Source organism: Candidatus Methylopumilus universalis, assembly GCF_006364435.1.
Classification (GTDB): Bacteria; Pseudomonadota; Gammaproteobacteria; order Burkholderiales; family Methylophilaceae; genus Methylopumilus; species Methylopumilus universalis.
Genome location: NZ_CP040977.1, coordinates 541,825 through 565,702, shown reverse-complemented (window position 1 = coordinate 565,702; position 23,878 = coordinate 541,825). Strand labels below are relative to the sequence as shown.

Genomic DNA, 23,878 nt, shown 5'->3' with positions numbered 1-23,878 from the left:
TAAGCGGTTTAAGTTTAAGTACGTTTAAGAAAGACCAATGAAACAAAAATTAATTCCTTACGCAAAAAAAATAGGTATTGCATTCGTAATTACCTACCTTTTTTTTATCGTTATCTCTAGCCTTGCGTTTCAATTTTATATTAAGCCTAATTTAAATAACTATAAATCAAGGATTGAAATTCTTGCTTCAGAGGCAACAGGGCAAACGATCAAAATAAATTCACTTGAAGGTCGATGGGATTTTATTAATCCGGAGTTTGCCTTAAATGAAGTTGTATTTTATGACAGTCAAAATAATACAACCCTTGCGCTGAAAAAAATTAGTGCTGACTTTTCTTGGTTAAGTCCATTTTATTTAAGTCCAACACTTTCTGAAATAAAATTAAAAACGCCCAAACTTATAATCCGACGAGATATGACTAATAAAATTTTTATTGGGGGCATATCAATTGATGGTCCTGCTAATAATAAATTAACAAACTGGCTTCTTAATCAGAAGAAAGTGTCTATCGAGCAAGGCGAGATTGATTGGCTGGATGAATATAAACAAGCGCCAGTGCTCACGCTAAAAGATTTAAATCTTAGCTATAAAACACCTTTTATCATCGAGCTCATTGGTCAACATAAGTTCGATCTCAATTTTAGAATCAGCAATAGTGATAACCAGTTTGTTGGTCTTAGCGGAAAAATTTATGCGAAAAAGATTGAAGATATAAATTCCTGGGATTCTGAAGTAAAAATTAAAGCTAACAATATTAATCTATCAGCTTATACGCCCTGGGTGAACTACCCACTAAAAATTAATACTGGCACTGGTGATTTAAATTTAACTGCAAGCATCACCAATGCAGCAATCGCTAAAATCAAAGCATCAATCAAACTCACAAATTTTAAAACTGAATTAAATCAAGCTAATAAAAATGAGCTTAATCTGAAGAATTTTTCAGGTAATGTTATTTGGCTTTCAAATAAATATAGTCACGAAGTCATATTTGATAACCTTTATCTTCTTACAAATAATGGAATTAATATTGAAAATGCAAATACGGCTATTACCATTTCAGGTGAAACGAATAAACCAATCGCCTTCTCTCTTAAAATAAATAAGATTCAGCTAGATGCAGCAAATGAAATACTGCAAACAATTCCTTACTTTGATGATATTAAAAATAAAGTTAGTGCAATCCAACCATCGGGCTCACTTACTAACATTGATCTTAGGTGGATGGACAATAAAAAAATTGAATTAAGCCTCAAAGCTCAATTTGATAAATTAAGCTTAAAAACTTTTGAAGATTTGCCAGGATTCGAAAATCTAACAGGCTCAATTCATCTATCTAATGAAGATGGCTCTATAAAATTTAAGTCAACTGATGTTTCACTTACATATAATAAATTATTTAGAGAAGCACTCAAATTTAGTGATTTGCATGGTGATTTAAAATGGACAAAAAATTATTTAATGTTTAAAAATATTAGTTTTAATAACCCATTTATTAATGGTTCAATTAATGGCAGCATCAAACAGATGTCTCAAAAAGATGCTTATTTAGATATTCAAGCTTCAATTCCTTTTATAGACTTAAAGCATGCAAAAGCTTATTACCCAAAAACAATAGGTGCCGAAGGTCTGCACTGGCTTGACACCTCGCTACTTGAGGGCAGCCTAGAAAATACTTTAGTTTCAATTAAAGGTTTGTCAGCTGATTTCCCATTTGTTGATGCGCAGAACCGTGCTGATCCCAATAAAGGTAACTTTATTGTTACAACTACAGGCAAAAATACCTTGATCGAATATGGTACGGGATGGCCAGTTATTGAAAAATTTGATTTTAATGCGTCAGTTAATGCTGGGACCTTCGAACTGCTAAGCAAGAAAGGTCAATTCCTAGGTAACACTATTAAAGAGCTTAAAACAACCATTCCCGCAATAGCGATCGAGCATCCCCTACTAAATCTGCAAAGCACGCTAAATAGCCCTACACGTGAGGCTATTAAATTTGTTAATAACAGTCCTATAAAAGAATCTGTTCAACATTTATTTGATGAGGCAACTGGATCTGGAGAAGGTAAGCTCAGAGTAAATATTGATATCCCTATGGATAATCTTGACGCCATTACTTTTAAAGGTAATTACCAATTTTTAGATAGCAATCTAGCCAATCCATCAATGGGGATTCCAAAGATCGAAAAAATAAAGGGTTTAGTAATTTTTGATGAAAAAAATGTTAAAACTGAAAATCTCACTGGCATTATGTTTGGAGGCAATACTAATATTTTACTTACTGCAGACTCAAGCAAGGCCATTAAGGTGAAATTAAGTGGTAAGTTTACTGACAAAGGTATTGAAGAAAAATTAGGAACAAGTTTTTCTAAAATAAACGGATCGGCTAATTGGGACGGACTAGTGGAATATAAAAAACCTTTACTCAACATACAATTATCTTCGGATCTAAAAGGAATTGAAATGAGCTACCCTGCTCCATTCAATAAAGCACGCGATAAGGAAGAGAAACTCTATTTTACAAAAAAACAAAATAATACAAAAACAGATGAAATTGAATTTAAATATAGCAATATTGTGAATTCAAAAATAACTCGTATCAAAAAAAATAATATCATGTCAGTAGATAAGGGTTATATCTCAATTAACTCAGACATTAAAACAAGTGTTCAAAAAGGACTTTATCTCAAGGCTAATTTACCCTATGTAAACTTAGATGACTTTATAAGTATTTATAGTGGAGAAGATAGTGGTGGAGGATTTAAAATTGACAAAGCTGATATAGCCCTCAGAAATGCTGATCTCTTTGATAGGCGTTTTAGTAATATCAAAATAGAAATAGCGCCAGCCAGTGGAAGCACAAAATTCAAAATAAACTCCAATGAAACATCGGGAAGTCTTTTGTGGGCTGAAAAGGAAAACAAACTGATAGCTAGATTAAATAGATTCAAGATGCCAAGTGAAATTAAAAAAATATCTTCAACTCAAAGCTCAGCTACTCAAAAGGTACCTAATTTAGACATTAAAATTGATTCGCTTGAGTTAGATGGCAAGAAAGTCGGGAAACTTGAACTCGTCTCCAATACCTTAAATCAAAATATTAATATTCAAAAATTTAAAATTGTAAATGATAAAAATGTTTTTCAAGCAGATGGGGAGTGGGTAGATTGGAATAAGAATTCTAAATCAAATATTAATTTTAGCTGGAAGATTGATAATCTTGGCGATACACTCAATTTCCTTGGCTATCCTAATTTTATAAAAGATGGTGAAGCCGACTTATCTGGTCAATTTAGATGGCCTGGTAATCCCTTATCCTTCGATAAAACCAAAGTGGATGGATCATTTAACCTTGATGTACGTAAAGGAACAATTCAAAAAGTTGAGCCTGGCATAGGAAGACTTTTTGGCCTTGTTACCCTGCAAAGCTTACCTAGAAGGCTCAGTTTAGACTTCAGAGATTTATTTGGCAGCGGATTTGTGCTTGATACTATGAATGCATCTGTTCGAGTAAATAATGGCATCATGAAAACAAGTAATTTTAGAATGAATGGCCCGGCGGCTGAAGTATTTATGACTGGTGAAACAAATATTATCCATGAAACTCAAGATTTAAACGTGAAAGTTACCCCTCATATTAGCGATAGCCTATCTATTGCAGCTCTTGCAGGAGGTCCACTTGTAGGAGCGGCAGCATTTATTGCACAAAAAATACTTAAAGATCCTCTTAACAAAGTACTGACCTCTGAATATAGAATTATTGGTACATGGGAAAATCCAGAAGAAGTAAATAATTCTGCGTCAGATAAAATTAAAACGACAATTGATAATACCAAAAACTTATTTAATGATAAAAAATAAAAATGGCAATTAAATCTAAAGTAAAAACGACTAAAGCAAGATTAGTTAATAAAGATATCGTAAAAATTGCAGGGATACAAATGGCATCTGGGCCAGATATCAAATCAAACCTTAATGAAGCTGAAAATTTAATTACAATTGCCGCTAATCAAGGCGCTAAAATTATTGCCCTCCCTGAGTATTTCTCTATTATGAGCTCTAAGGACTCTGAAAAATTAAAGGCGAAGGAGAAGCCTGATCACGGCCTCGTTCAATCCTTCCTATCAAAGCAAGCCAAAAAAAATAAAGTGTGGATTATTGGTGGTTCTATTCCTTTAGTTTCGAAAGATAAAAATAAAATCAGAAATAGTTGTTTAATTTATGATGACAAAGGAAATTTAGTTCATCGCTACGACAAAATACATCTTTTTGGATTTGATATGGGCGAGGAATTTTATCGAGAAGATAAATTAATTGAAGCGGGTTCTGATGTTGTAGTTGTCGACTCTCCATTTGGTAAAATTGGAATTGCGATTTGTTATGACCTTCGATTTCCAGAATTATTTCGAGCAATGAAGGAAATAGACCTTCTAGTAATTCCATCAGCTTTTACAGAAACGACCGGAAAGGCTCACTGGGAAATTCTGATTCGAGCAAGAGCTATAGAGAATCAATGTTATGTGCTAGCCCCTGCTCAGGGTGGCTATCACCTATCTGGAAGAGAAACACATGGTAACTCACTTATTGTTGATCCTTGGGGCACTATATTAGATCGTCTATCGCGAGGCTCTGGAGTAATTACCGGATATCTTAACAAGGAATATATCAAATCCATTCGCAAATCTTTGCCTGCTCTTAAACATCGAACTATAAAATAATACTTCTTATGGAACATAAAATTTCTCATGCAAAAAATTTGCTTCTTTCTCAATCTGGCATTGAAATTAACGATCTAAATAAAATACTTAATGGCATGATGGCTCATGGTGTCGATTATGCAGACCTATATTTTCAATACACAAAAAATGAATATTGGGGTCTTGAAGAGGGTCAAGTTAAGTCAGGGAGCTTCTCAATCGATCAAGGTGTAGGTGTTAGAGCAGTTAATAAAGATAAATCTGCATTTGCTTATTCAGATGATATATCTATTGAAGCTCTTTTATCTTCCTCAAGCATTGCTAAAGCTATTGCTTCGAAAAACTTAAATCAAATTCATAAATTAGATCATCCAAAAATAACTGCTAATTTATATGGAGGTCAAGATCCTCTCTCGGCCGTGTCTGCAGAAACAAAAATTAAGATTCTTGAAAAAATAGAAAATTTTGCTAAAAAAATGGATGAGCGGATTACTAAAGTAACAGCTTCAATTGCTGGGGAGTATGAAGTAATTTTAGTAATCAATAATGAACAAAAAATTGCTGCTGATATTAGGCCTTTAGTAAGATTATCTATTAATGTTATTGCAGAATCGAATGGAAAAAGAGAGCAAGGCTCATCAGGGGGGGGTGGACGTTTTGGATTTGAATATTTCTCAGACGAAATATTAAAACAATATGCGCAAGAAGCGGTTCACCAAGCCACAACCAACTTAAATGCTAAGCCGGCTCCTGCTGGAAGTATGACAGTTGTCTTGGGTCCCGGATGGCCTGGTATTCTTCTTCACGAAGCTATTGGTCATGGTCTCGAAGGTGACTTCAATCGAAAAGGTAGCTCCGCATTTAGCAATAAAATTGGTACACAAGTTGCTGCAAAAGATATTACTGTCGTTGATGACGGCACTATCAAGGATCGACGAGGGTCACTTAATATTGACGATGAAGGTAATGAAACACAAAGAACCGTGCTTATTGAAAATGGCATTCTAAAAGGCTACATTCAAGATACATTAAATGCGAGACTTATGAATATGCCTATTACTGGAAACGCAAGAAGAGAATCATATGCACATTTGCCCATGCCAAGAATGACAAATACTTATATGCTAAATGGTACAAAAACTCCGGAAGAAATTATCAAGTCAGTAAAAAAAGGAATTTATGCAGTTAATTTTGGCGGCGGCCAAGTAGACATCACAAGCGGAAAGTTTGTATTTTCTGCAGCTGAAGCTTGGATGATTGAAGACGGGAAACTGCTCTATCCAGTCAAGGGCGCAACGTTGATAGGAAATGGCCCTGAAGTATTAAAGAAAGTCAGTATGATTGGCAATGATATGTCATTGGATTCAGGGGTAGGAACCTGCGGTAAAGAAGGTCAAAGTGTTCCTGTAGGTGTAGGCCAACCCACTATCAAGATTGACAGTTTAGTTGTAGGTGGAACTGCTTAGGATTATAAAACGCGGTTTTTGTATTCTAAGGTACGCGTATCAATTTCAATCTTGTCACCGGTATTGCAGAATAAAGGCACCATTACTTCAAAGCCCGTATTAATTTTAGCTGGCTTCATTACCTTACCTGAAGTGTCGCCTTTTACAGCAGGCTCAGTGTAAGTAATTTCTCGGGTAACAGAATTTGGAAGCTCTACAGAAATAGCTTTCCCATTATAAAATTTAACTTCACAAGGCATACCATCTTCTAAGAAATTTAAAGCTTCTGACATATTTTCAGCATCAATTTCATATTGATTATATTCACCATCCATGAACACATAAGCAGGATCTGAAAAATAAGAATAAGTAACATCCTTTTTATCCAACACAATCACTTCGAATTTATCACTGGCGTTATAAACGTTTTCGCTAGGCGCTTCAGTCAAAAGATTTTTCATTTTCATCTTTACCACAGCTGAATTTCGACCTGATTTATTATATTCAGCTTTTAAAATGACCATTGGGTCAGTGCCAACCATAATAACGTTACCAGCGCGAAGCTCTTGAGCGATTTTCATAATATTGATCCTTGGGAATGCTTACTAAATAAAAGGGAGAAATTATACTCGAAAATTATGTTTCAGAACAATAATCAACCAAACTCTCGACAAATGATGGCTCTTTGAAATAGTGATGACTTCGCTTCAATGCGAAAGACTCCAAAGAAGACTGATTTTTGAAAAAATCGAGCCATAAAGCTTCATTAAATTTATTATTCGACCAATCGTCATGCATTTTAAATAAAACCTCTGATAACTCTTGTTCACAATCCTCACAATAGCTCTTCAAAAAAGCTTTTAGTTTAATTAAATGGATACTGTTTTCTTGGATATATGGCTGCCAAATAAAAGGTTTGCCGGCCCAAATTGCTCTTATCCAGCTATCTTCACCGCGCACAAAATTAAGATTACATGACCGAAGTAGATCATCAAAATCATCGTGGCTTAAAAATGGATAGGAAATGATATGAAGATACTGATAATTCTTTTTTGCTTTTAAAAGATCAAATAAATATTGAGGTATGAAAAATTGAATAGGCTTTTTCATAAGCTCCATAACATCTAAAAAAGCTTCAATTTTTTGTATTGGGTAATAAAAAAGTGATATTGAATAGAGGTTAGGATTTCCGCCAAATGACTTAATAAATTTATCACGATTAGCTTGAACAAAAGACTCTCGACGCGATAGTAAATCCTTCTCACGGATGAGGCCGCCTGTTTGACCAGTAAAGCCAGGATAAAAGAAAGTTTTAATAAGGCCTGATTCAGGATCTATTGAAGGTTTTAAATGAAAATTCTCGACCCATGGCTCAGCTGACAAATATTCAATGGCAATATATTTGGACTTTTCGCTTTGCATAAGCAATTTATAGGCATTAGGTAAATCAATATTAAAAAGATTAAATACAAAAGCTGGAGGTGGCGGAAGTGATTTTGAATCTTCACTAAAATCACAATGATGAATAGTAATACCATCGACCGTTTGTTTTTTTAAGGAAATATCTAATGAAGGGATGAGCCTTCTAGAAGTCATAAGATCATCCACAAGGAGATGCACCTCAATATTAAAATCAACTTTGAGTTGTTTTGCTATGCGCCATGCAACACCAATATCACCGAAAAAATCAATCACCTTGCATATTAAATGACAAGCTATAAGACTTTTGTTACTCATGATACGACACATCAATAATTCTAAAATTAACTAAGCCACCCGGAGTCTCGACTTTTACCTCATCATCTAAGGCTTTTCCTAAAAGCGCCTTAGCAATAGGTGAAACCCAACTAATAAAGCCTTTTTCTGTATCAATCTCATCTTGCCCTACAATACGAAAATGATGCTCTGAGTTATCAGACTCATTAAGAAGTGTGATCCACGCGCCAAAAAAAATCTTATCCTGCTGTTCTTGTGAGGATGGATCAATCACTACAGCCTCATCAATCCGACCAAATAAGAATTTCGCTCTTGCATCTATCTGACGGAGGCGTTTTTTTCCATATATATAATCTCCATTCTCACTGCGATCTCCATTGCTTGCTGCCCAGGAAACGTCTGCTACTACTTTAGGACGATCAACTTTAACTAAAAAATCAAGCTCATCTTTTAGGCACTGATATCCTTGTTTAGTAATGTAATTTTTGCGTTCAGCCATATTTTTTAATAATAATTAACGGGGATAAGTTTACAATAGAAGCATGCATTCTGAGCAAAAGCCTATCTATCTCTGTCGTAATTCAAAAGAAGCTTTTAAATTAAGCCAACACTTTAACTCAAAAGAAAAAGTGATGGCTCTTCATGACTTCATCAATAATCTCTTTAAAAAACACCCAAACATCAACATGCCATTCCGAGTTCTTAATGGTATCGAAGAAAAATTGCTATGGGAAAGCAGCATTAAACAATACAAAAAATCCTCATTTGATTTATCTAATATTGAAAGCTTAAGTGAGACTGCTAGCGAGGCTAATCGACTCATAGATCAATTTCTTATTGGCGAAAATACCTTAAAAAGTGAAGAGCGCAGTGAAGAGCATGCGTTTTTTAACGCTTGGCGTTTAATCTTTAAAAAATATTGCAACGATAAAAGTATCATCACCTTCAATGGTCTTATAAAAATAGCAATTGAACATATCACATCGAAGGATATATCTATTGACTGCCCAATTCATTTTGTAAATTTTGATTTTAGAACGCCGATTGAAGAATCATTTATTAATGCATGTCAAACTCAAATTGACGTGACTTTTTTTGTAGATACTAAAATAAAGCCTTCTATTGAGTCGCGTATTTTTCTTAATGAAGAGCATGAATGTATGCAGGTTGTGGAATGGTGCAGAAATCAAATAGAACAAAATAAAAAAATACTTATTGTGACGCCCCAGCTTGATCAAATCATAGATCGTCTCACAAGCTTACTTGACAAAACATTCCATCCTGAATCATTCACCCCAAGCCTATCTCAAGAAAAAAGAATTTATCAGTTCTCATTAAATACGCCTTTATTTCATTTATCCATGATTTATTTAAATATAAAGCTAATAGAATTTGGCGCGCGAGGGTTTTTTAATATTAAAGACCTGAAAAATATCTTGTGTAATAACGGCTGGTCAAATGATCAAGAGTTATTTCTTCGTTATAGGCTTATTCACCAACTAGAGAGAAAACGTAGAGGTAATGTCTCAATTCACGAGCTTATTGAAATCCTAGAGACAGCTGAGGGGTTAGTTCATTCAACGCCATCTCTAATGAAGCATTTAGATCAAATACAAGTCTCACATCATGAATGGAGAGAAAAAAGAGCCCCTTCCGCATGGATTAAAACATTTGATGCGTATTTAAAGAATATTCAATCCAGCCTTTTAAATCCAAAAGATGGTTATGAAGAGGGTGTTTATGAGGCGTGGAAGAAAATTACTGAAACTGTATCCTCGCTAGACAGGCTTACAGATGAAATATCTATTCAAGATATGTTAGAGACACTTCAGTATTACCTCAAGAAAACTACCCATCAACATCAACACGAGGGTATTTTTAAAATTGATATTTTAGGCTTTCATGAAATAACCTATGAAACCTATGATGCTACGTGGATTATGAATTTAAATGAACATAATTGGCCTACACCTCAGCAATTTAATCCCTTTATCCCTATCAAAATTCAGCATGATTGCCACATCAATACCCATGAAAAACGCCATTTACATGCCACAAATATTTTAGACAAATTCACTCATACGTCCGGCTTGGTAACACTTTCTTACGCTAAAAAAATGGGAGAAGAAGATATCTTTCCGTCGCCTATTTTGTACCCATTCATATCCTCGAAACCACATGAAGATATTAATTTTAATTATAAAAAAGATACATTTAATCATAATGTTATAGAATATATTGAAGATAATACTTCAATTAAAATTGACGTTGCACAAACTTCAAAATCGGGAATTAAACTGCTTGAAGCACAGTCCATCTGCCCCGCTTGGGCTTTCTATGAATTTAGGCTCGGGGCCAAAAGACTAGAAGATGAAGATGAGGAAAATTTAACTACTAGACTTCGCGGAAATCTCTTTCATAAAACCTTAGAGCAGTTTTGGATGAAATATAAATCATCATTTCTAGTAAGTGCTTTTAGCAAAGACGAGCTCTCAAAGAAAATTCAAGATATTGCGCATAAGAACATTTCAGCGGAAAAGAAAAAGTACCCCAGAATCTTACCTGAGTTTTTCAATATTGAAGAAATACGCTTAATTAATTACCTTGAAAATTGGATTCAATTTGAGTTAAAGCGTGGTGACTTTGAAGTTAAAGAGACAGAAAAAAATATACCCATCCATTTAGGTTGTCTTAACTTTAATATCAAGATTGATCGTATTGATGAAGTCAATCAAAACAAGATTGTTATTGATTACAAATCTGGAGCCACAAAAACCCTTAACGAATGGTTTCTAAATGCCTATGGAGAGTTGCAAATGCCATTCTATGCCCTCTTTGCGTCAGATAAGCCTATTGATGCAATTGCTATTGGCGTTATTAATTCATCAAAACCTCAATGGGTTGGCATAGGTCGCGATATGGAACTTCTTAAAGGCATAAAGGATGCTTCCTGCTCTGCTCAATACCAATCTTGGGATGATTTACTTGCCTTTTGGAGGTATCGCATCAATGATGCGGCTAAAAGCTACGAATTGGGCGATGCAGCTGTTAGATTTGCACGTGAAAAAGACATGACTTACTGTCATGTTAAACCTATCCTAAGGCTCCCTGAGCGAACATTACAATTTGAGAAAACTAAGCAATGAATGACGGCGAATTAAAAGAGAAAGCGCTTCATTTAAGCTCGTTTATAGTAGAGGCGCCGGCAGGCTCTGGTAAAACGAGCTTACTTACTGATCGATTTTTAAAATTGCTTACCGTCGTTGATATGCCAGAAGAGATTGTAGCAATCACCTTCACAAAAAAAGCAGCTTCAGAAATGAAGGCTAAGATCATTGAGCGAATTAAAGAAAGCAAAAGTCCTTTTGCTCAAACAATTCTAAAGCGGTCAGAAGAGAAAGGTTGGGATATTGAACATAATCTCTCCCGACTTAAAGTAATGACGATTGATAAGTTCTGTCATAACGTGGTCAGTCAAATTCCTGTGTTAAGCAAAATGGGGAGCAAGCCTAATATTACTGATACCCCTGAAAAATTTTACGAAGAGTCAGTCAAACAAACTTTACAGGCTAAAGATGGCATCGAGGACATTAAAGTTGTCTTCACTCATTATGACAATGAGTATGAAAAGATTAATCGTCGTTTAGTGGCGATGATGTCAATTCGAGACCAGTGGAAATATCGATGTTATATGCTTACCCAAAAATCAAGTGGGCAAATTATTGAGGAAGGCAATGCTTACCTTGAACATTTGACGAAGCCTATATATCAAAAAATTAGGGCTGAACTCAATCAAGATCAACTAAATGATCTTATTGAAATTCTTCACTACTTAGAAAGTACCAATCTTAGAGAAGATATAAAGCTAAAAAATAAAAACAGTTTTAATTTTGATTCAGAAGAAATCCCATTATGGCAAACGATCACAAAAATTTTATTCACAGATAAAAATACCAGACGCGAAAACATTACAGCCCGAGAAGGATTTAAGAACGATGACGAAGGAGAAATATATAAAAATAAATGTCGCAATCTCCCAAATATCGATTTTTTATTGGCTATTAAAGCTATACCGGAACCTCTTAGCGAAACATATGCTTTAAAACTAAGATCTATTGCAAATATTCTCTTACAGTGCGAAAAAAAACTACGACAGCTATTTAAACAAAGAAATACTGTCGATTTTATTGAAATTATAGAGATTGCTAATGAGGCGCTTGGTAAAAATGATGCGGCAAGCGATCTTTTATTATCTTTAGATTATAAAATTTCACACTTACTTATCGATGAATTCCAAGATACAAGCAGAAGTCATTTTAATTTCCTAAAGAAAATTGTGGATGGCTGGACTCCTGAAGCACAAAAAACCATTTTCTGTGTGGGTGACCCTATGCAATCTATATATAAATTTAGGGAGGCTGATGTCAGTATTTTTATTGAAGCCAAAAAAAATGGCTTTAATACCATCCCCTTAGAAACTATTCAGCTTAGAGATAATTACCGGTCCTCTTCTATTATTGTGAATGAAATAAATCAGATATTTGAAAATATACTTCCAAAAGAAGATTCAATTCAAGAAGGCGCTGTATCCTACAAACCTTTTGTATCGGCAAAAAAAGAGCATGATTCTAATGTAAGTGAGTTCAAATTTCATGCATTAACATTCACTGAAAGTACAGATATTGATACTGAAGAAGCAAAGTATGTATGTAATCTTATTGATACATTTCCTGAATATGAAAAAATCGCTATTCTCACTAGATCCAGAAGCCATCTCTCTGAATTAATTAATTACATTAGAAAATTCAAACCTACTCTAAAATTTAATGCAGTAGAAATTGATGCCTTAGACAAGCATCAATCTATTCAGGATATTCTTTCCTTAAGCTACGCTATGCTTGACTTAAATGACCGGATTCACTGGCTTGCGATTCTTCGTGCGCCCTGGTGTGGGATTATATTGAGTGACCTAGCGCTCCTATTTCAAAATGACCATACCTCAACAGTATGGGAAATTATTCAAGATGAAAAAAAAATGAGTGAAATTTCCCCTGATGGAAGGAGAAGAATTCGACGACTCATCGATATCCTAAAAAATGCATTCGATAATCAAAGCAAGACTCACATTAGAAGACTTATAGAATCAGTTTGGATGAATTTAGGTGGTGAACTATGTCTTCATAACCCTAATGATATTGTAGACATTAATAAATTTTTCAACATACTACAAACATCAAGTTCCCCTATAGCTATCGACTTTGAACTTGTCGAACATCAAATTACAAAAACGTATTTATCCGATATTCCTTCAGCTGAAGAACGTATTCAATTTTTTACAATTCATAAAGCCAAAGGTCTCGAATTTGATACTGTCATTATTCCTTCACTTAATTCAACAACACGAGCATCAGACAAAAAGATGATTGTATCTGACGCTTCGGTAAAAAATAGTCGTATCTTTGACATCACAGCATTTAGCGAGCCTGATAATAAATCCCCTCATTTGCATGATTTAATTTATGGAATAGAAAAAAGTAGGGAAGAAAATGAATTAAAAAGACTTCTTTATGTTGCCATGACAAGAGCAAAAACAAAACTTCACCTTGTAGGGTCAGTTATGCATAAGGATGAAATAAAGCCTGCTTCAAATTCTTTTTTATCAATGCTATGGAACATATACGGCAATAATTTTTACGAGGTAAAACCTATAGAAAATATTGATATAGACATTGAAAGCGGCAAAATCGAAGAGTTTGTTCCAAAGCTTATGCGATTGAAGTTAATTTAGAATCGATTCTAATCTATCGGAAAAGAAGCATAAATCAAATAAGTATCCTATTACAGTTATCAAGTCAAAAGTATTTTACTTAAGAAGTCTTTAATAAATTTTACACGCTCTAAGATATCGGAAAGTGAAACAGATATCTTAATCTTGTCTGGTCCATTCATACGGCAACGCTTGTCTTCACTTAGCAACTTAATAAGCTTGAGAGGGTCAATTTTGCTGTCACTCGCAAATGTGATTTGAATTGATACATCACTTGCATCTATTTTTTTAATATCAAGATGTTGAATAAAAATTCTTAAATCATGAAAAGAAATAAGAGATTGTGTTTGTTCGGGCATCACACCAAAACGATCTATTAGTTCTTCTTTCATTTCGGTTAATTGCTCTTCCTCATTAAGTCCTGACAAGCGCTTATAGAGAACAAGTCTTTCATTAATGTCGCCACAATAAGCATTAGTAATGATGGCTGGGGTATGAAGATTAATTTCTGTATTTTTTTGAAGCGGGGTATCAAGACTTAATTTTTTGCCAATTTTGAGTTGCTTCACAGCATAATTAAGCATTTCTACATACAGATTAAATCCAATTTCATGCATTTGCCCACTCTGATTGTCACCTAACAACTCCCCTGCTCCTCGAATCTCCAAATCATGAATAGCAAGATAATACCCTGCACCTAAATCTTCAAGAAGCTGAATAGCTTCCAATCGTTTTTGTGCGTGGCCACTAATCTTTCTATCTGGATCAATAAGCAAATATGCGTATGCTTGATGATGAGACCTCCCCACCCGACCCCTTAATTGGTGAAGTTGAGCTAGTCCAAACATGTCTGCACGATTCATTATGATTGTATTCGCTGATGGAATATCAATACCGGTTTCAATAATTGTTGTACAAAGCAAGATGTTAGCCTTTTGTTGATAAAAATCATGCATCACTCTTTCAAGCTCTCGCTCTCTCATTTGTCCGTGTGCAATCTCAATTACCCCTTCAGGTATTAACTTTTCTAATTTTTCTTTCATCGAAGCAATAGTGTCAACATCGTTGTGTAAGAAATACACTTGGCCGCCTCGATTAAATTCTCTTAAAACTGCTTCACGAATAATGCCTTCTGAATAGTTATTTACGAATGTTTTAATTGATAAACGTTTTTGTGGGGGAGTAGAAATAATAGAAAACTCTCGCAAACCTTCCATAGCCATAGATAACGTTCGAGGAATTGGAGTCGCTGTAAGAGTTAAGACATCAACTTCTGCTCGCATGGATTTAAGTAATTCTTTCTGACGCACACCAAAACGGTGCTCTTCATCAATAATAATTAACCCTAAATTTCTAAATTTAATATCATTTTGAATAAGTCTATGTGTGCCAATAATGATATCGATCTCACCATTAGCTAATTTAATGAGTGACTCAGCTTGTTCTTTTTTAGATTTAAAACGAGAAATTTCTGCAATTCTAATAGCTGAATCTGAAAAACGATCCATGAAATTATTGTAATGCTGTTCAGCAAGGAGTGTTGTTGGGACTAATATGGCAACTTGCTTTCCATCATTAGCTGCAATAAAAGCCGCCCTTAATGCAACCTCCGTCTTGCCAAACCCCACATCGCCACATATAAGACGATCCATCGGCTTTTGAGACTCCATATCATTGATCACAGCATTAATTGCTGTTAGTTGATCATCGGTTTCTTCGAATGGAAATCCATCGGTGAATCTCTCATAATCCTGTAAATTAATTTTAAAGGCGTAGCCTTTTTTAATGGAGCGCTGTGAATAAATGTTTAAGAGGTCTGCAGCAGTATCATGAATTTGTTTTAAGGCTTTTTTCTTCGCCTTATCCCATTGATCTGAACCCAGCCTATGCAAAGGCGCAGTTTCAGCCGGACCTCCCGAGTATCTTGAGATAAGGTCTAAATTGGATACAGGTACATAAAGTTTATCGTCACCAAAATACTGTAAAAGTAAGAATTCACTCTCCCCTTCACCAAAATCTAAATTAAACAATCCTTTAAATCGGCCTACACCATACTGCTCATGCACAATAGGGTCACCTTCTTTTAATTCAGACAAATCACGTATCATTGCATCAGTTGAGAAATTTTTATCACGATGACGTCTTCTTGTTTGACGCACAGTATTTACATAAAGCTCGGATTCTGTAATTACAACATGCTCAGATGAAATATAGCCCTGATGTATTGGGCTGACAGTCAACACCACTTGATCGCTTATATCTGCAGCCGATGACCAATCATCTGTCGCCTTAAAATTAATGCCAGCTAACTTTAGAAGTTCAGAGACAGTTTCTCGACGACCCAAGTTATCCGTCAAAATAAAAACTCTTTTAGGATTTTCTATAATAAAATTTTCAAGCTTCGCTAAAGGTTTAATGTTCTTTCGGTCAATAGATATATCAGGGATTTTTTCATTTACTTCTACGCGCTTTAAATCAAACTTCTTATAGGCATTGATAGATTTAAAAAATTGATCGGGTTTAATTAAAAGATTTTGAGGCTCTAAAATTGGCCTCTCAGCATCATAAGCAAACAACCGAAATCGTTTTTCGGTTTCATGCCAAAAATGACTGCAAGCAAGATCAAGATTACCGTGTTTATAAATGATCGTGTCATCTGAAAAATAACTAAAAATATCACTCATCTCTTCAAAAAATAGCGGCATGTACCACTCAATGCCGCCAATGGGTATGCCCTTGCTAATATCTTTGTAAATAGAAGAGCGGGAAGGATCTCCTTCAAAACGCTCTCGATAATTTTGTCGAAATGTACTAATAGAATTTTCATCCATGGGACATTCACGGGCAGGAAGTAACTTAATTTCATTGACTGGGTAAAGTGTTCTTTGTGTATCAACATCGAATGTTCGAATTGAATCAATTTCGTTATCAAAGAAATCTAAGCGATACGGCACTATGCTGCCCATAGGGAATAGATCAATAAGACTTCCCCTTACTGAAAATTCCCCAGGAGCCATGACGCGAACCACATTCATATATCCATTTAATGTTAGTTGGTTTTTAAAAGCCTCAATATCAACTTTTTGGCCTTTACGAAAATGAAAGCTAAATAGTTGTATATAACTTTTAGGGGGTAATAAGTGAAGAGCTGTAGTTACTGGAATAATAACTACATCAAAACTTTTCTGAGTGACTTGATAAAGAGTTAGAAGTCTTTCTGATATTAGATCTGGGTGCGGTGAAAAGTGATCGTAAGGAAGAGTCTCCCAATCGGGTAATAAGTTAATTTTTAAATTTGGACTAAACCAAAGCATCTCTTCCATAAGACGCCTTGCTTCAAATGCTGTCTCCGTAAAAATTGCTAAAGACTTTTTACTTTTAACAATTTCATCTCGAATATATTTAACTAGAGAATAACTATCAGAGCCGTCAATTTCAGCCGTTGATAGTGATTCTTTACTTTGATAATTTGCTTCTAATGGCATATATTGCATGTATAAATGATTAACAATATTATAAGCTTTAAAGCTAGTATTCATTGAGAGGGAATGTCATGAATGATAAAGAATTAGTCGCGCAGCAAGCCTTACAATATGTTAGCGAGAATATGATTATCGGCTTGGGTACAGGATCAACCGCTAACTGCTTCATTGACGCTTTAGCTAAGCGAAATAAAGAAGAAAAGCTAAACATAAGAACAGTATCAAGCTCTGTGGTAAGCATGATTAAAGCAAAAGAAGCTGGCTTACCAATTATAGCTATGGAGCAAATCAATGAAATTGATCTTTATATTGATGGTGCAGACGAAATTACACCAGACCTTACTTTACTTAAAGGACGCGGTTACGATCTCGTTCGAGAGAAGCTGTTAGCTCGATCTGCTAAAAAATTTATTGTTATTGCTGACGAATCTAAAATTGTTGAAAATATTGGAGATAACTTTCCTGTTCCTTCTGAAGTTCAACCTTTTGCATGGGAGCTTGTCAAAAATATCTTAATGAAAAAAGGAACAGGCGACATTAGAATTAACTCAGCAAAAGATGGATATGCAATTACCTCTTGCGGTAATTTCGTACTCGATTTTAATTATACTGAAAAAAATATTGAAAAATTAAACGCGCTTCTGTGTCAAACACCTGGGATTGTAGAACATGGTATTTTTTACAATATCGCCCATGGCGCTTTAATTAGTAGCAATGGAAAAGTTCGTGAGATTTGGAAAAACTAAATCTTTTCAATACCACTCATATAAGGAACTAAGACTTTAGGTATCGTAATACTGCCATCTTCATTCTGATAGTTTTCAATAATCGCTACCAATGTTCTACCTACTGCAAGTCCAGAACCATTTAGCGTGTGAACAAATAAATTTTTTCCATCCTCACTCTTAAACCTTGCCTTTAAGCGTCTTGCTTGAAACGCTTCACAATTTGAAACAGACGAAATTTCACGATAAGTATTTTGTGATGGAAGCCAAACTTCCAAGTCGAAGGTTTTCGCAGCTCCAAAACCCATATCACCTGTGCATAAGGATAGTAATCGATATGGAAGCTCTAGTGAGGTAAGTATAAATTCAGCATGGGAAACCATTTCATCTAGCGCATCATAACTTTTGTCTGGATGCACAATCTGAACCATCTCAACTTTATCAAATTGATGCTGTCTAATCATGCCCCGAGTATCTTTACCGTAAGATCCTGCTTCTGATCTAAAGCAAGGTGTATGAGCAGTCAATTTAATAGGAAGGTCAGACTGCTTAACGACTTCGTCACGAACAAAATTTGTGAGAGTCACCTCAGAAGTTGGGATTAAATACAATTTACTTTCGTTATGTGAAAGACTAAAAAGATCAGCTTCAAATTTAGGTAGCTGCCCTGTGCCTATTAATGAATCGCTATTAACCAAATAAGGTGTATAACATTCCTTATAGCCATGTTTATCTGTTTGAGTATCAAGCATATATTGCGTAATAGCCCGATGTAATTTCGCAAGCTTACCTTCAATTACAACAAAACGAGCGCCTGAGAGCTTTGCACCTAAATCGAAATTAAGACCATGCGGAGCACCTACATCGACATGATCCTTAACTTTGAAATTAAATTTTCTAGGCTCGCCAACTGTCTTCACAACTTGGTTGTCGTTTTCGGACTTACCTATCGGGGTAGAATCATGAGGAATATTAGGGATATTTAGCATGAATTGATTAATCTTTTCTTGCAGCTCTGCTAATTCTGATTCGCCAGCCTTTAAATCATCTGAAAGTGCATTAACGCTCTTCATCAGTAAATCAGTATTTTCATTTTTAGATTTAGAAATACCAATTTCTTTTGAGATGGAATTTCTTTTTTCTTGAAGATCTTGCGTCTTAACTTGCAGATCTTTTCTTACATTTTCCAATGCTTGAAAGGTAGCTACATCAAGATCAAATCCTCTGCTTAAGAGCTTATCTTTAGCAATCCCAATATCGTTTCTTAGTATTTGAATATCAATCATAAATAACCTATTTCTTTTGCTTGTCCTGAGATTTTAAATAATTCATTTTTTCGAGAATTTTACCCTCTAATCCTCGAGTTGTAGGCTTATAAAATTCAATAGGGTCTAAATTATCTGGAAAATATTTTTCACCCACCGCATAAGCATCAGGTTCATTGTGAGCATAACGGTAGTTTTTTCCGTAATCTAACTCTTTCATCAGCTTAGTCGGGGCATTTCGAAGATGAACTGGTACATCACTATTATCTCCTTCGGCTACAAATGCTTTTACTTCATTAAAAGCCATATATGCCGCATTGCTTTTGGCGGCAATTGATAGGTAAATCACTGCGTTAGAAAGCGCTAACTCACCCTCAGGTGAACCAAGGCGTTCATATATCTGGTAAGCTTCGAGCGCCATAGTTTGCCCCTTTGGATCAGCTAAGCCTATGTCCTCAACAGCGATTCTAACGATTCTTCTCGCCAAATAAAGTGGATCAGCGCCTCCATCTAACATACGATGAAGCCAATATAAAGCAGCATTTGGATCAGACCCTCTCACAGATTTATGAAGCGCTGAAATTTGGTCGTAAAATTGATCTCCACCTTTATCAAAACGTCGTATCTTGCTTGTAATTGTTTTCTTTAAAAAGTCTCGATCAATTTTATTGGCTTTTAAAGATTTTGCTGTATTAAAGAGCAATTCTAGAAAATTGAGCAGTCTTCTAGCATCGCCATTCACATGAGCAATAATCTCTTGCTGTGCTTCATGATCCACCTCGATTTCTGGCGCAATGTATATCTTAGCTTTTTCATAAATTGAAAAAAGATCTTCTTCATCAAGCGTTTTTAAAACATAAACTTGAGATCGACTTAATAAAGCTGAATTAACTTCAAAAGATGGGTTCTCTGTAGTCGCTCCAATAAAAGTAATTAATCCTGATTCAACATGTAGCAAAAATGCATCTTGCTGACTTTTATTAAAGCGATGAACTTCATCTACAAATAAAATTGTTTTTTTATTATATTGCTGCAAATTAAGCTGGGCTTTATCTATAGCTTCTCGAATATCTTTAACGCCAGATAGCACTGCAGATACAGATATAAATTCTGCATCAATAGAATTAGCGATGACTCGAGCAATAGTAGTTTTTCCTACGCCTGGCGGCCCCCATAAAATCATTGAAGGTAAATTGCCAGATTCAATAGCTACACGCAAAGACTTGCCCTCACCTAAAATATGTTTTTGTCCTGCTATTTCGCCAACAAATTTAGGCCTTAAATACTCAGCAAGTGGCAATTGAGATTGATTAGGTTCGAACATTTGATTCATTGGTGTTATTTACCTGAGATTTCTTCTTGAATTAACCAACGGCCATCAATTTTTTTAACTACGAGCGATTTATTAGACATCTCAGTCAGCTTATCGGAGGTATATTTTTGTTTAAATTGTATGCGAGCAGAATTTTCGGTCTTCATGCTTAGTTTTATATCTTCTATTTCAACGAGAATCTTTCCTTGAGAAGAAATTTTTTGTCTCCTTGAGGTTTGCCACAAAGAAAATGCACCGCCATTAGGAGTTTTAAAATCTTGTGCATATTTACTTAAATAAAGATCGATATCTTTAGCTGACCACGCATTCGCCCAGTCATTAGCAAAAGCAATTAACTCCGCGTCTTTATTTTTATTAGGATTAGAAGTTGTCGATAAATTGGTTGGTACACCGCCATTTTGAACAACGTCAACACCATTAGGCAGTTTGAATAAAAAATCATTATCAGATAAGCTCACATTGTATTTAGCATTCTTAAAGCTAATCGTTGTTATATGTTCAAATGCATCAACAATTTTCATCACTGATAATTTATTTTCAGTTAAACCAAGCATGACTTTACTAAATCCAGCACCTTCTTCCTTCGGAATAGCCTCGACCCATTTAATATTTTGACTGGATTCATCTCCAGCCTGAGATTCTATATTTTTAAGAGTGAAATATTTTTCAATGTTTTTGCCTGCGATAATTAAAAGCGGAGTTGAGCCGCCCACTTTGGCTATCGAATTAATAGAAACTTGTCTAAGATCTTGATCGTACATATACAATCGATCACCATCGCTGATAATTTGATTTTGATATGGCTTTAAATAATCCCATCTAAACTTGTTAGGTCTTTTAAATAGCATTACACCTTCAACATCTTGAAGTTTAGAACCCTTTTTATCTAAAACAACCTGACTAAATTCAGAAGACATGCTTGATACATTATTTACAAAAGCATTTAGATCTGAGATGCCTTCTGCAAATACATTTAAAGAAAGCATTAGAAAAACAAAAAACAGTTTATTCATTTTGATTTGGAGCTAGGATATCTCTATTACCATTGCTTTGCATTGCTGAAACAAGTCCGGCTCTTTCCATATCCTCAATAATTCTTGCGGCACGGTTATATCCAATACGCAAGTGTCTTTGAACTGAAGAGATGGATGGCTTTCTTGTTCGCAATACCAATTCCACAGCCTCATCATAAAGCGGATCTTTTTCGCCTGAGAAATTCGAAGATGAGTCGCCATAATCCCCGCTCTCTGAAGTTTCATTGGTTAAAATACCTTCAATATAATTTGGCTCACCATGTGACTTAAGATAGCTCACAACTTTATGTACTTCTTGATCAGAAACAAATGCTCCGTGAATTCTTTGAGGATAACCTGAGCCTGCTGGCTGATATAACATATCACCCTGTCCAAGTAACGTCTCGGCACCCATTTGATCTAAGATTGTTCTGGAATCAATTTTGCTAGATACCTGGAATGCAATTCTTGCAGGAATATTAGCTTTAATGAGTCCTGTGATCACGTCTACTGATGGTCTTTGTGTAGCTAACACTAAATGGATACCAGAAGCTCTAGCTTTTTGAGCAAGTCTAGCAATGAGCTCTTCAATTTTTTTGCCTACTACCATCATTAAATCTGCAAGCTCATCAATCACAATCACAATCAGTGGCATTTCAGATAATGGTTCAGTATTTTCTGGGTTTACAGGATCTGCAATAGGAGAGCCATCCTTCATGCTGTCTTTAATTTTTTGATTGTAACCAGCTAAGTTTCGAACGCCCAACATCGACATCAGCTTATAACGTCTTTCCATTTCACCTACACACCAATTTAATGCGTTGGCAGCTTGACGCATATCAGTTACGACCGGCGCTAATAAGTGCGGTATTCCTTCATAAACAGATAACTCAAGCATTTTAGGATCAATGAAAATCATCCTCACTTTTTCAGAGTTGGCCTTGTAAAGTAGACTTAAAATTAATGCATTGATCGCAACCGACTTACCCGAACCCGTAGTACCTGCAATTAATACATGTGGCATTTTCGATAAATCAGCAACCTCTGGGCGACCAGAAATATCTTTTCCTAAAGCAATTGTGAGAGAAGCGCTCGTATCTGCAAAGGTTTGAGAGCTCATAATTTCAGACAAGTAAACAATCTGCCTTTTAGGATTGGGTATCTCTAAGCCCATACATGTTTTACCAGGAATGGTTTCAACAACACGAACACTCACTACAGACAATGCGCGCGCTAAATCTTTCGATAAGTTAGTGACTTGACTACCCTTAACCCCTGGTGCTGGCTCAAACTCATAACGGGTAATCACAGGACCAGGTTGGGCTGAAATTACTTTGGCTTCAATACCAAAGTCCATTAATTTCTTTTCAATGAGTCGGGATATAAATTCAATTGTTTCTGGTGATTGAGGTTCGACTTGATGAGATGGCTGATCTAGAAGATGAAGAGGTGGTAGTAAATTGTCACTAAAATTAAATAATGGAATTTGTTTCTCTTTTTGTACGCGCTCACTCTTTTTAATTTGTACGTCCGGAGACTCAATATTAACTGGGGATCTATTTTCAGATTTTCTTCGTTCACTCTCTAAGAGCTCTAATCTCTGCTGCTCAATAATTCTCCCATGTTTGCGATCTTGCCAATCTCTATATCGATACTGACCTCTTTGGAATAGAGCGAAAGTAAAGTGTCCAGAATGCTCTGAAATTTTAAGCCATGACCATCCTGTAAATAAGCTGAATCCGATCGCAATCGATGTGATCAAGAAAATACTTGAGCCGACATAACCTAAAGACGAACGCAATGCTTGGTCGAATAATCTTCCAAGCAAGCCGCCTTGGCTTAGTGGAAATTGGGCTGGAAGGTCTATTAAGTGACCTGCTTCAAAAGCAGATGAAGCAGAAATTAATAGAAAGAAACCAAAATAATTAAAAAGCAAAAAAGAGCGATAGCCTTTTAAATCTTTATTGTATTGAGGGTAGAGAAGCCAAATACTAAAGAAACATAAGAAACTCAGCCACCAGCTTGATAAACCGAAAATATAGAGGAGTAAATCAGATAAATACGAACCAATAATTCCGCCAGCATTATGAATTGAATGTGTGCCACTGACGCTATGAGACCACGACGGATCTTGGCTAGAGTATGTCGCAAGGGTGATGGTTAAATAAAAGCCTAAAAAAATTAAACTTAACCACCAAGCTTCGCGTGTGAGCTTACTTTTAATCCCACTAAGTTTATTATCCTGTGGAGTTTGGCTAGCTTTTCCAGATTCTGATTTTTTTTTAAAAAACAAGGTTATAAGTGCTCGGAATGTTTCATCAATTATATCAGTTTGAAGTGCCAAAAAATGATGAAAAAAGCCTCAAAAAAAGGCCCTTCTGTCAAAAATAGGTTTGCTTAATCAGACGATGAAAACTAAAATTGATCGTTT

The 23,878-nt window shown here is 35.3% G+C and carries 14 protein-coding genes; 6 read left to right on the top strand and 8 right to left on the bottom strand.

From position 1 onward, the window contains the following. Nucleotides 1-37: 37 nt before the first annotated feature. Genes FIT70_RS03125 through tldD form a run of 3 tightly spaced genes read left to right on the top strand, consistent with a single transcriptional unit; the run spans nucleotide 38 to nucleotide 6,167 of the window. Complete coding sequence (locus FIT70_RS03125) at nucleotides 38-3,865, top strand: YhdP family protein (RefSeq protein ID WP_139930588.1); 3,828 nt, start codon at nucleotides 38-40, stop codon at nucleotides 3,863-3,865. A gap of 2 nt (nucleotides 3,866-3,867) precedes the next feature. Continuing rightward, nucleotides 3,868-4,722 (top strand): carbon-nitrogen hydrolase family protein, encoded by an 855-nt coding sequence (locus FIT70_RS03120; protein ID WP_139884336.1) that lies wholly within the window; start codon nucleotides 3,868-3,870, stop codon nucleotides 4,720-4,722. An 8-nt stretch (nucleotides 4,723-4,730) separates the two neighbouring features. After that, the gene (gene tldD / locus FIT70_RS03115) at nucleotides 4,731-6,167 is read left to right on the top strand and encodes a metalloprotease TldD (RefSeq protein WP_139874472.1); all 1,437 of its coding nucleotides are present in this window, start codon (nucleotides 4,731-4,733) and stop codon (nucleotides 6,165-6,167) included. Between the two features lie 2 nt (nucleotides 6,168-6,169). Here the strand turns inward: tldD and efp are convergent, their stop codons facing one another. From efp to greB, 3 genes are read right to left on the bottom strand one after another with little or no spacing between them, the layout of a single operon-like run. Beyond that, nucleotides 6,170-6,727, bottom strand: a complete 558-nt coding sequence (gene efp, locus FIT70_RS03110) for an elongation factor P (RefSeq protein WP_028817911.1) — start codon at nucleotides 6,725-6,727, stop codon at nucleotides 6,170-6,172. A 55-nt stretch (nucleotides 6,728-6,782) separates the two neighbouring features. Beyond that, on the bottom strand, nucleotides 6,783-7,883 hold the full coding sequence (gene earP, locus FIT70_RS03105) for an elongation factor P maturation arginine rhamnosyltransferase EarP (protein ID WP_189340876.1): 1,101 nt from the start codon (nucleotides 7,881-7,883) through the stop codon (nucleotides 6,783-6,785). Then, a complete protein-coding gene (greB, locus tag FIT70_RS03100; protein ID WP_139867536.1) occupies nucleotides 7,876-8,361 on the bottom strand; it encodes a transcription elongation factor GreB in 486 nt (161 codons plus the stop codon). Before greB ends, earP begins: the two co-directional genes overlap by 8 nt. Nucleotides 8,362-8,404: 43 nt before the next feature. On the opposite strand from greB, the gene FIT70_RS03095 reads away from it, so the two are divergent. Together FIT70_RS03095 and FIT70_RS03090 are read left to right on the top strand one after the other, a co-directional pair. Continuing rightward, on the top strand, nucleotides 8,405-11,008 hold the full coding sequence (locus FIT70_RS03095; protein WP_139930586.1) for a PD-(D/E)XK nuclease family protein: 2,604 nt from the start codon (nucleotides 8,405-8,407) through the stop codon (nucleotides 11,006-11,008). Next, on the top strand, nucleotides 11,005-13,650 hold the full coding sequence (locus tag FIT70_RS03090) for a UvrD-helicase domain-containing protein (protein ID WP_139930584.1): 2,646 nt from the start codon (nucleotides 11,005-11,007) through the stop codon (nucleotides 13,648-13,650). Before FIT70_RS03095 ends, FIT70_RS03090 begins: the two co-directional genes overlap by 4 nt. Before the next feature lie 59 nt (nucleotides 13,651-13,709). On the opposite strand, the gene mfd is transcribed toward FIT70_RS03090, so the two are convergent. Further along, entirely contained in the window at nucleotides 13,710-17,114 is a 3,405-nt protein-coding gene (mfd, locus tag FIT70_RS03085; RefSeq protein WP_420897692.1) for a transcription-repair coupling factor, read from the bottom strand. Nucleotides 17,115-17,182: 68 nt separating this feature from the next. Here mfd and rpiA point away from each other — a divergent pair, with 68 nt between their 5' ends. Continuing rightward, the gene (rpiA, locus tag FIT70_RS03080; RefSeq protein WP_139871396.1) at nucleotides 17,183-17,857 is read left to right on the top strand and encodes a ribose 5-phosphate isomerase A; all 675 of its coding nucleotides are present in this window, start codon (nucleotides 17,183-17,185) and stop codon (nucleotides 17,855-17,857) included. Here rpiA and serS read toward each other — a convergent pair. Genes serS through FIT70_RS03060 form a run of 4 tightly spaced genes read right to left on the bottom strand, consistent with a single transcriptional unit; the run spans nucleotide 17,854 to nucleotide 23,740 of the window. Further along, complete coding sequence (gene serS, locus FIT70_RS03075) at nucleotides 17,854-19,122, bottom strand: serine--tRNA ligase (protein ID WP_139884331.1); 1,269 nt, start codon at nucleotides 19,120-19,122, stop codon at nucleotides 17,854-17,856. The genes rpiA and serS overlap by 4 nt on opposite strands. 7 nt (nucleotides 19,123-19,129) lie before the next feature. After that, the gene (locus tag FIT70_RS03070; protein ID WP_139930582.1) at nucleotides 19,130-20,434 is read right to left on the bottom strand and encodes a replication-associated recombination protein A; all 1,305 of its coding nucleotides are present in this window, start codon (nucleotides 20,432-20,434) and stop codon (nucleotides 19,130-19,132) included. A gap of 5 nt (nucleotides 20,435-20,439) precedes the next feature. Then, entirely contained in the window at nucleotides 20,440-21,447 is a 1,008-nt protein-coding gene (gene lolA, locus FIT70_RS03065; RefSeq protein ID WP_139930580.1) for an outer membrane lipoprotein periplasmic chaperone LolA, read from the bottom strand. Continuing rightward, entirely contained in the window at nucleotides 21,440-23,740 is a 2,301-nt protein-coding gene (locus FIT70_RS03060; protein ID WP_139931372.1) for a DNA translocase FtsK, read from the bottom strand. The genes lolA and FIT70_RS03060 overlap by 8 nt, the downstream gene beginning before the upstream one ends. Nucleotides 23,741-23,878: the final 138 nt, after the last annotated feature.

Coding starts and splice junctions, on each gene's coding strand:
- FIT70_RS03125 (WP_139930588.1), top strand. CDS start 38: ATGAAACAAAAATTAATTCCTTACGCAAAAAAAATAGGTATTGCATTC.
- FIT70_RS03120 (WP_139884336.1), top strand. CDS start 3,868: ATGGCAATTAAATCTAAAGTAAAAACGACTAAAGCAAGATTAGTTAAT.
- tldD (WP_139874472.1), top strand. CDS start 4,731: ATGGAACATAAAATTTCTCATGCAAAAAATTTGCTTCTTTCTCAATCT.
- efp (WP_028817911.1), bottom strand. CDS start 6,727: ATGAAAATCGCTCAAGAGCTTCGCGCTGGTAACGTTATTATGGTTGGC.
- earP (WP_189340876.1), bottom strand. CDS start 7,883: ATGAGTAACAAAAGTCTTATAGCTTGTCATTTAATATGCAAGGTGATT.
- greB (WP_139867536.1), bottom strand. CDS start 8,361: ATGGCTGAACGCAAAAATTACATTACTAAACAAGGATATCAGTGCCTA.
- FIT70_RS03095 (WP_139930586.1), top strand. CDS start 8,405: ATGCATTCTGAGCAAAAGCCTATCTATCTCTGTCGTAATTCAAAAGAA.
- FIT70_RS03090 (WP_139930584.1), top strand. CDS start 11,005: ATGAATGACGGCGAATTAAAAGAGAAAGCGCTTCATTTAAGCTCGTTT.
- mfd (WP_420897692.1), bottom strand. CDS start 17,114: ATGCCATTAGAAGCAAATTATCAAAGTAAAGAATCACTATCAACGGCT.
- rpiA (WP_139871396.1), top strand. CDS start 17,183: ATGAATGATAAAGAATTAGTCGCGCAGCAAGCCTTACAATATGTTAGC.
- serS (WP_139884331.1), bottom strand. CDS start 19,122: ATGATTGATATTCAAATACTAAGAAACGATATTGGGATTGCTAAAGAT.
- FIT70_RS03070 (WP_139930582.1), bottom strand. CDS start 20,434: ATGAATCAAATGTTCGAACCTAATCAATCTCAATTGCCACTTGCTGAG.
- lolA (WP_139930580.1), bottom strand. CDS start 21,447: ATGAATAAACTGTTTTTTGTTTTTCTAATGCTTTCTTTAAATGTATTT.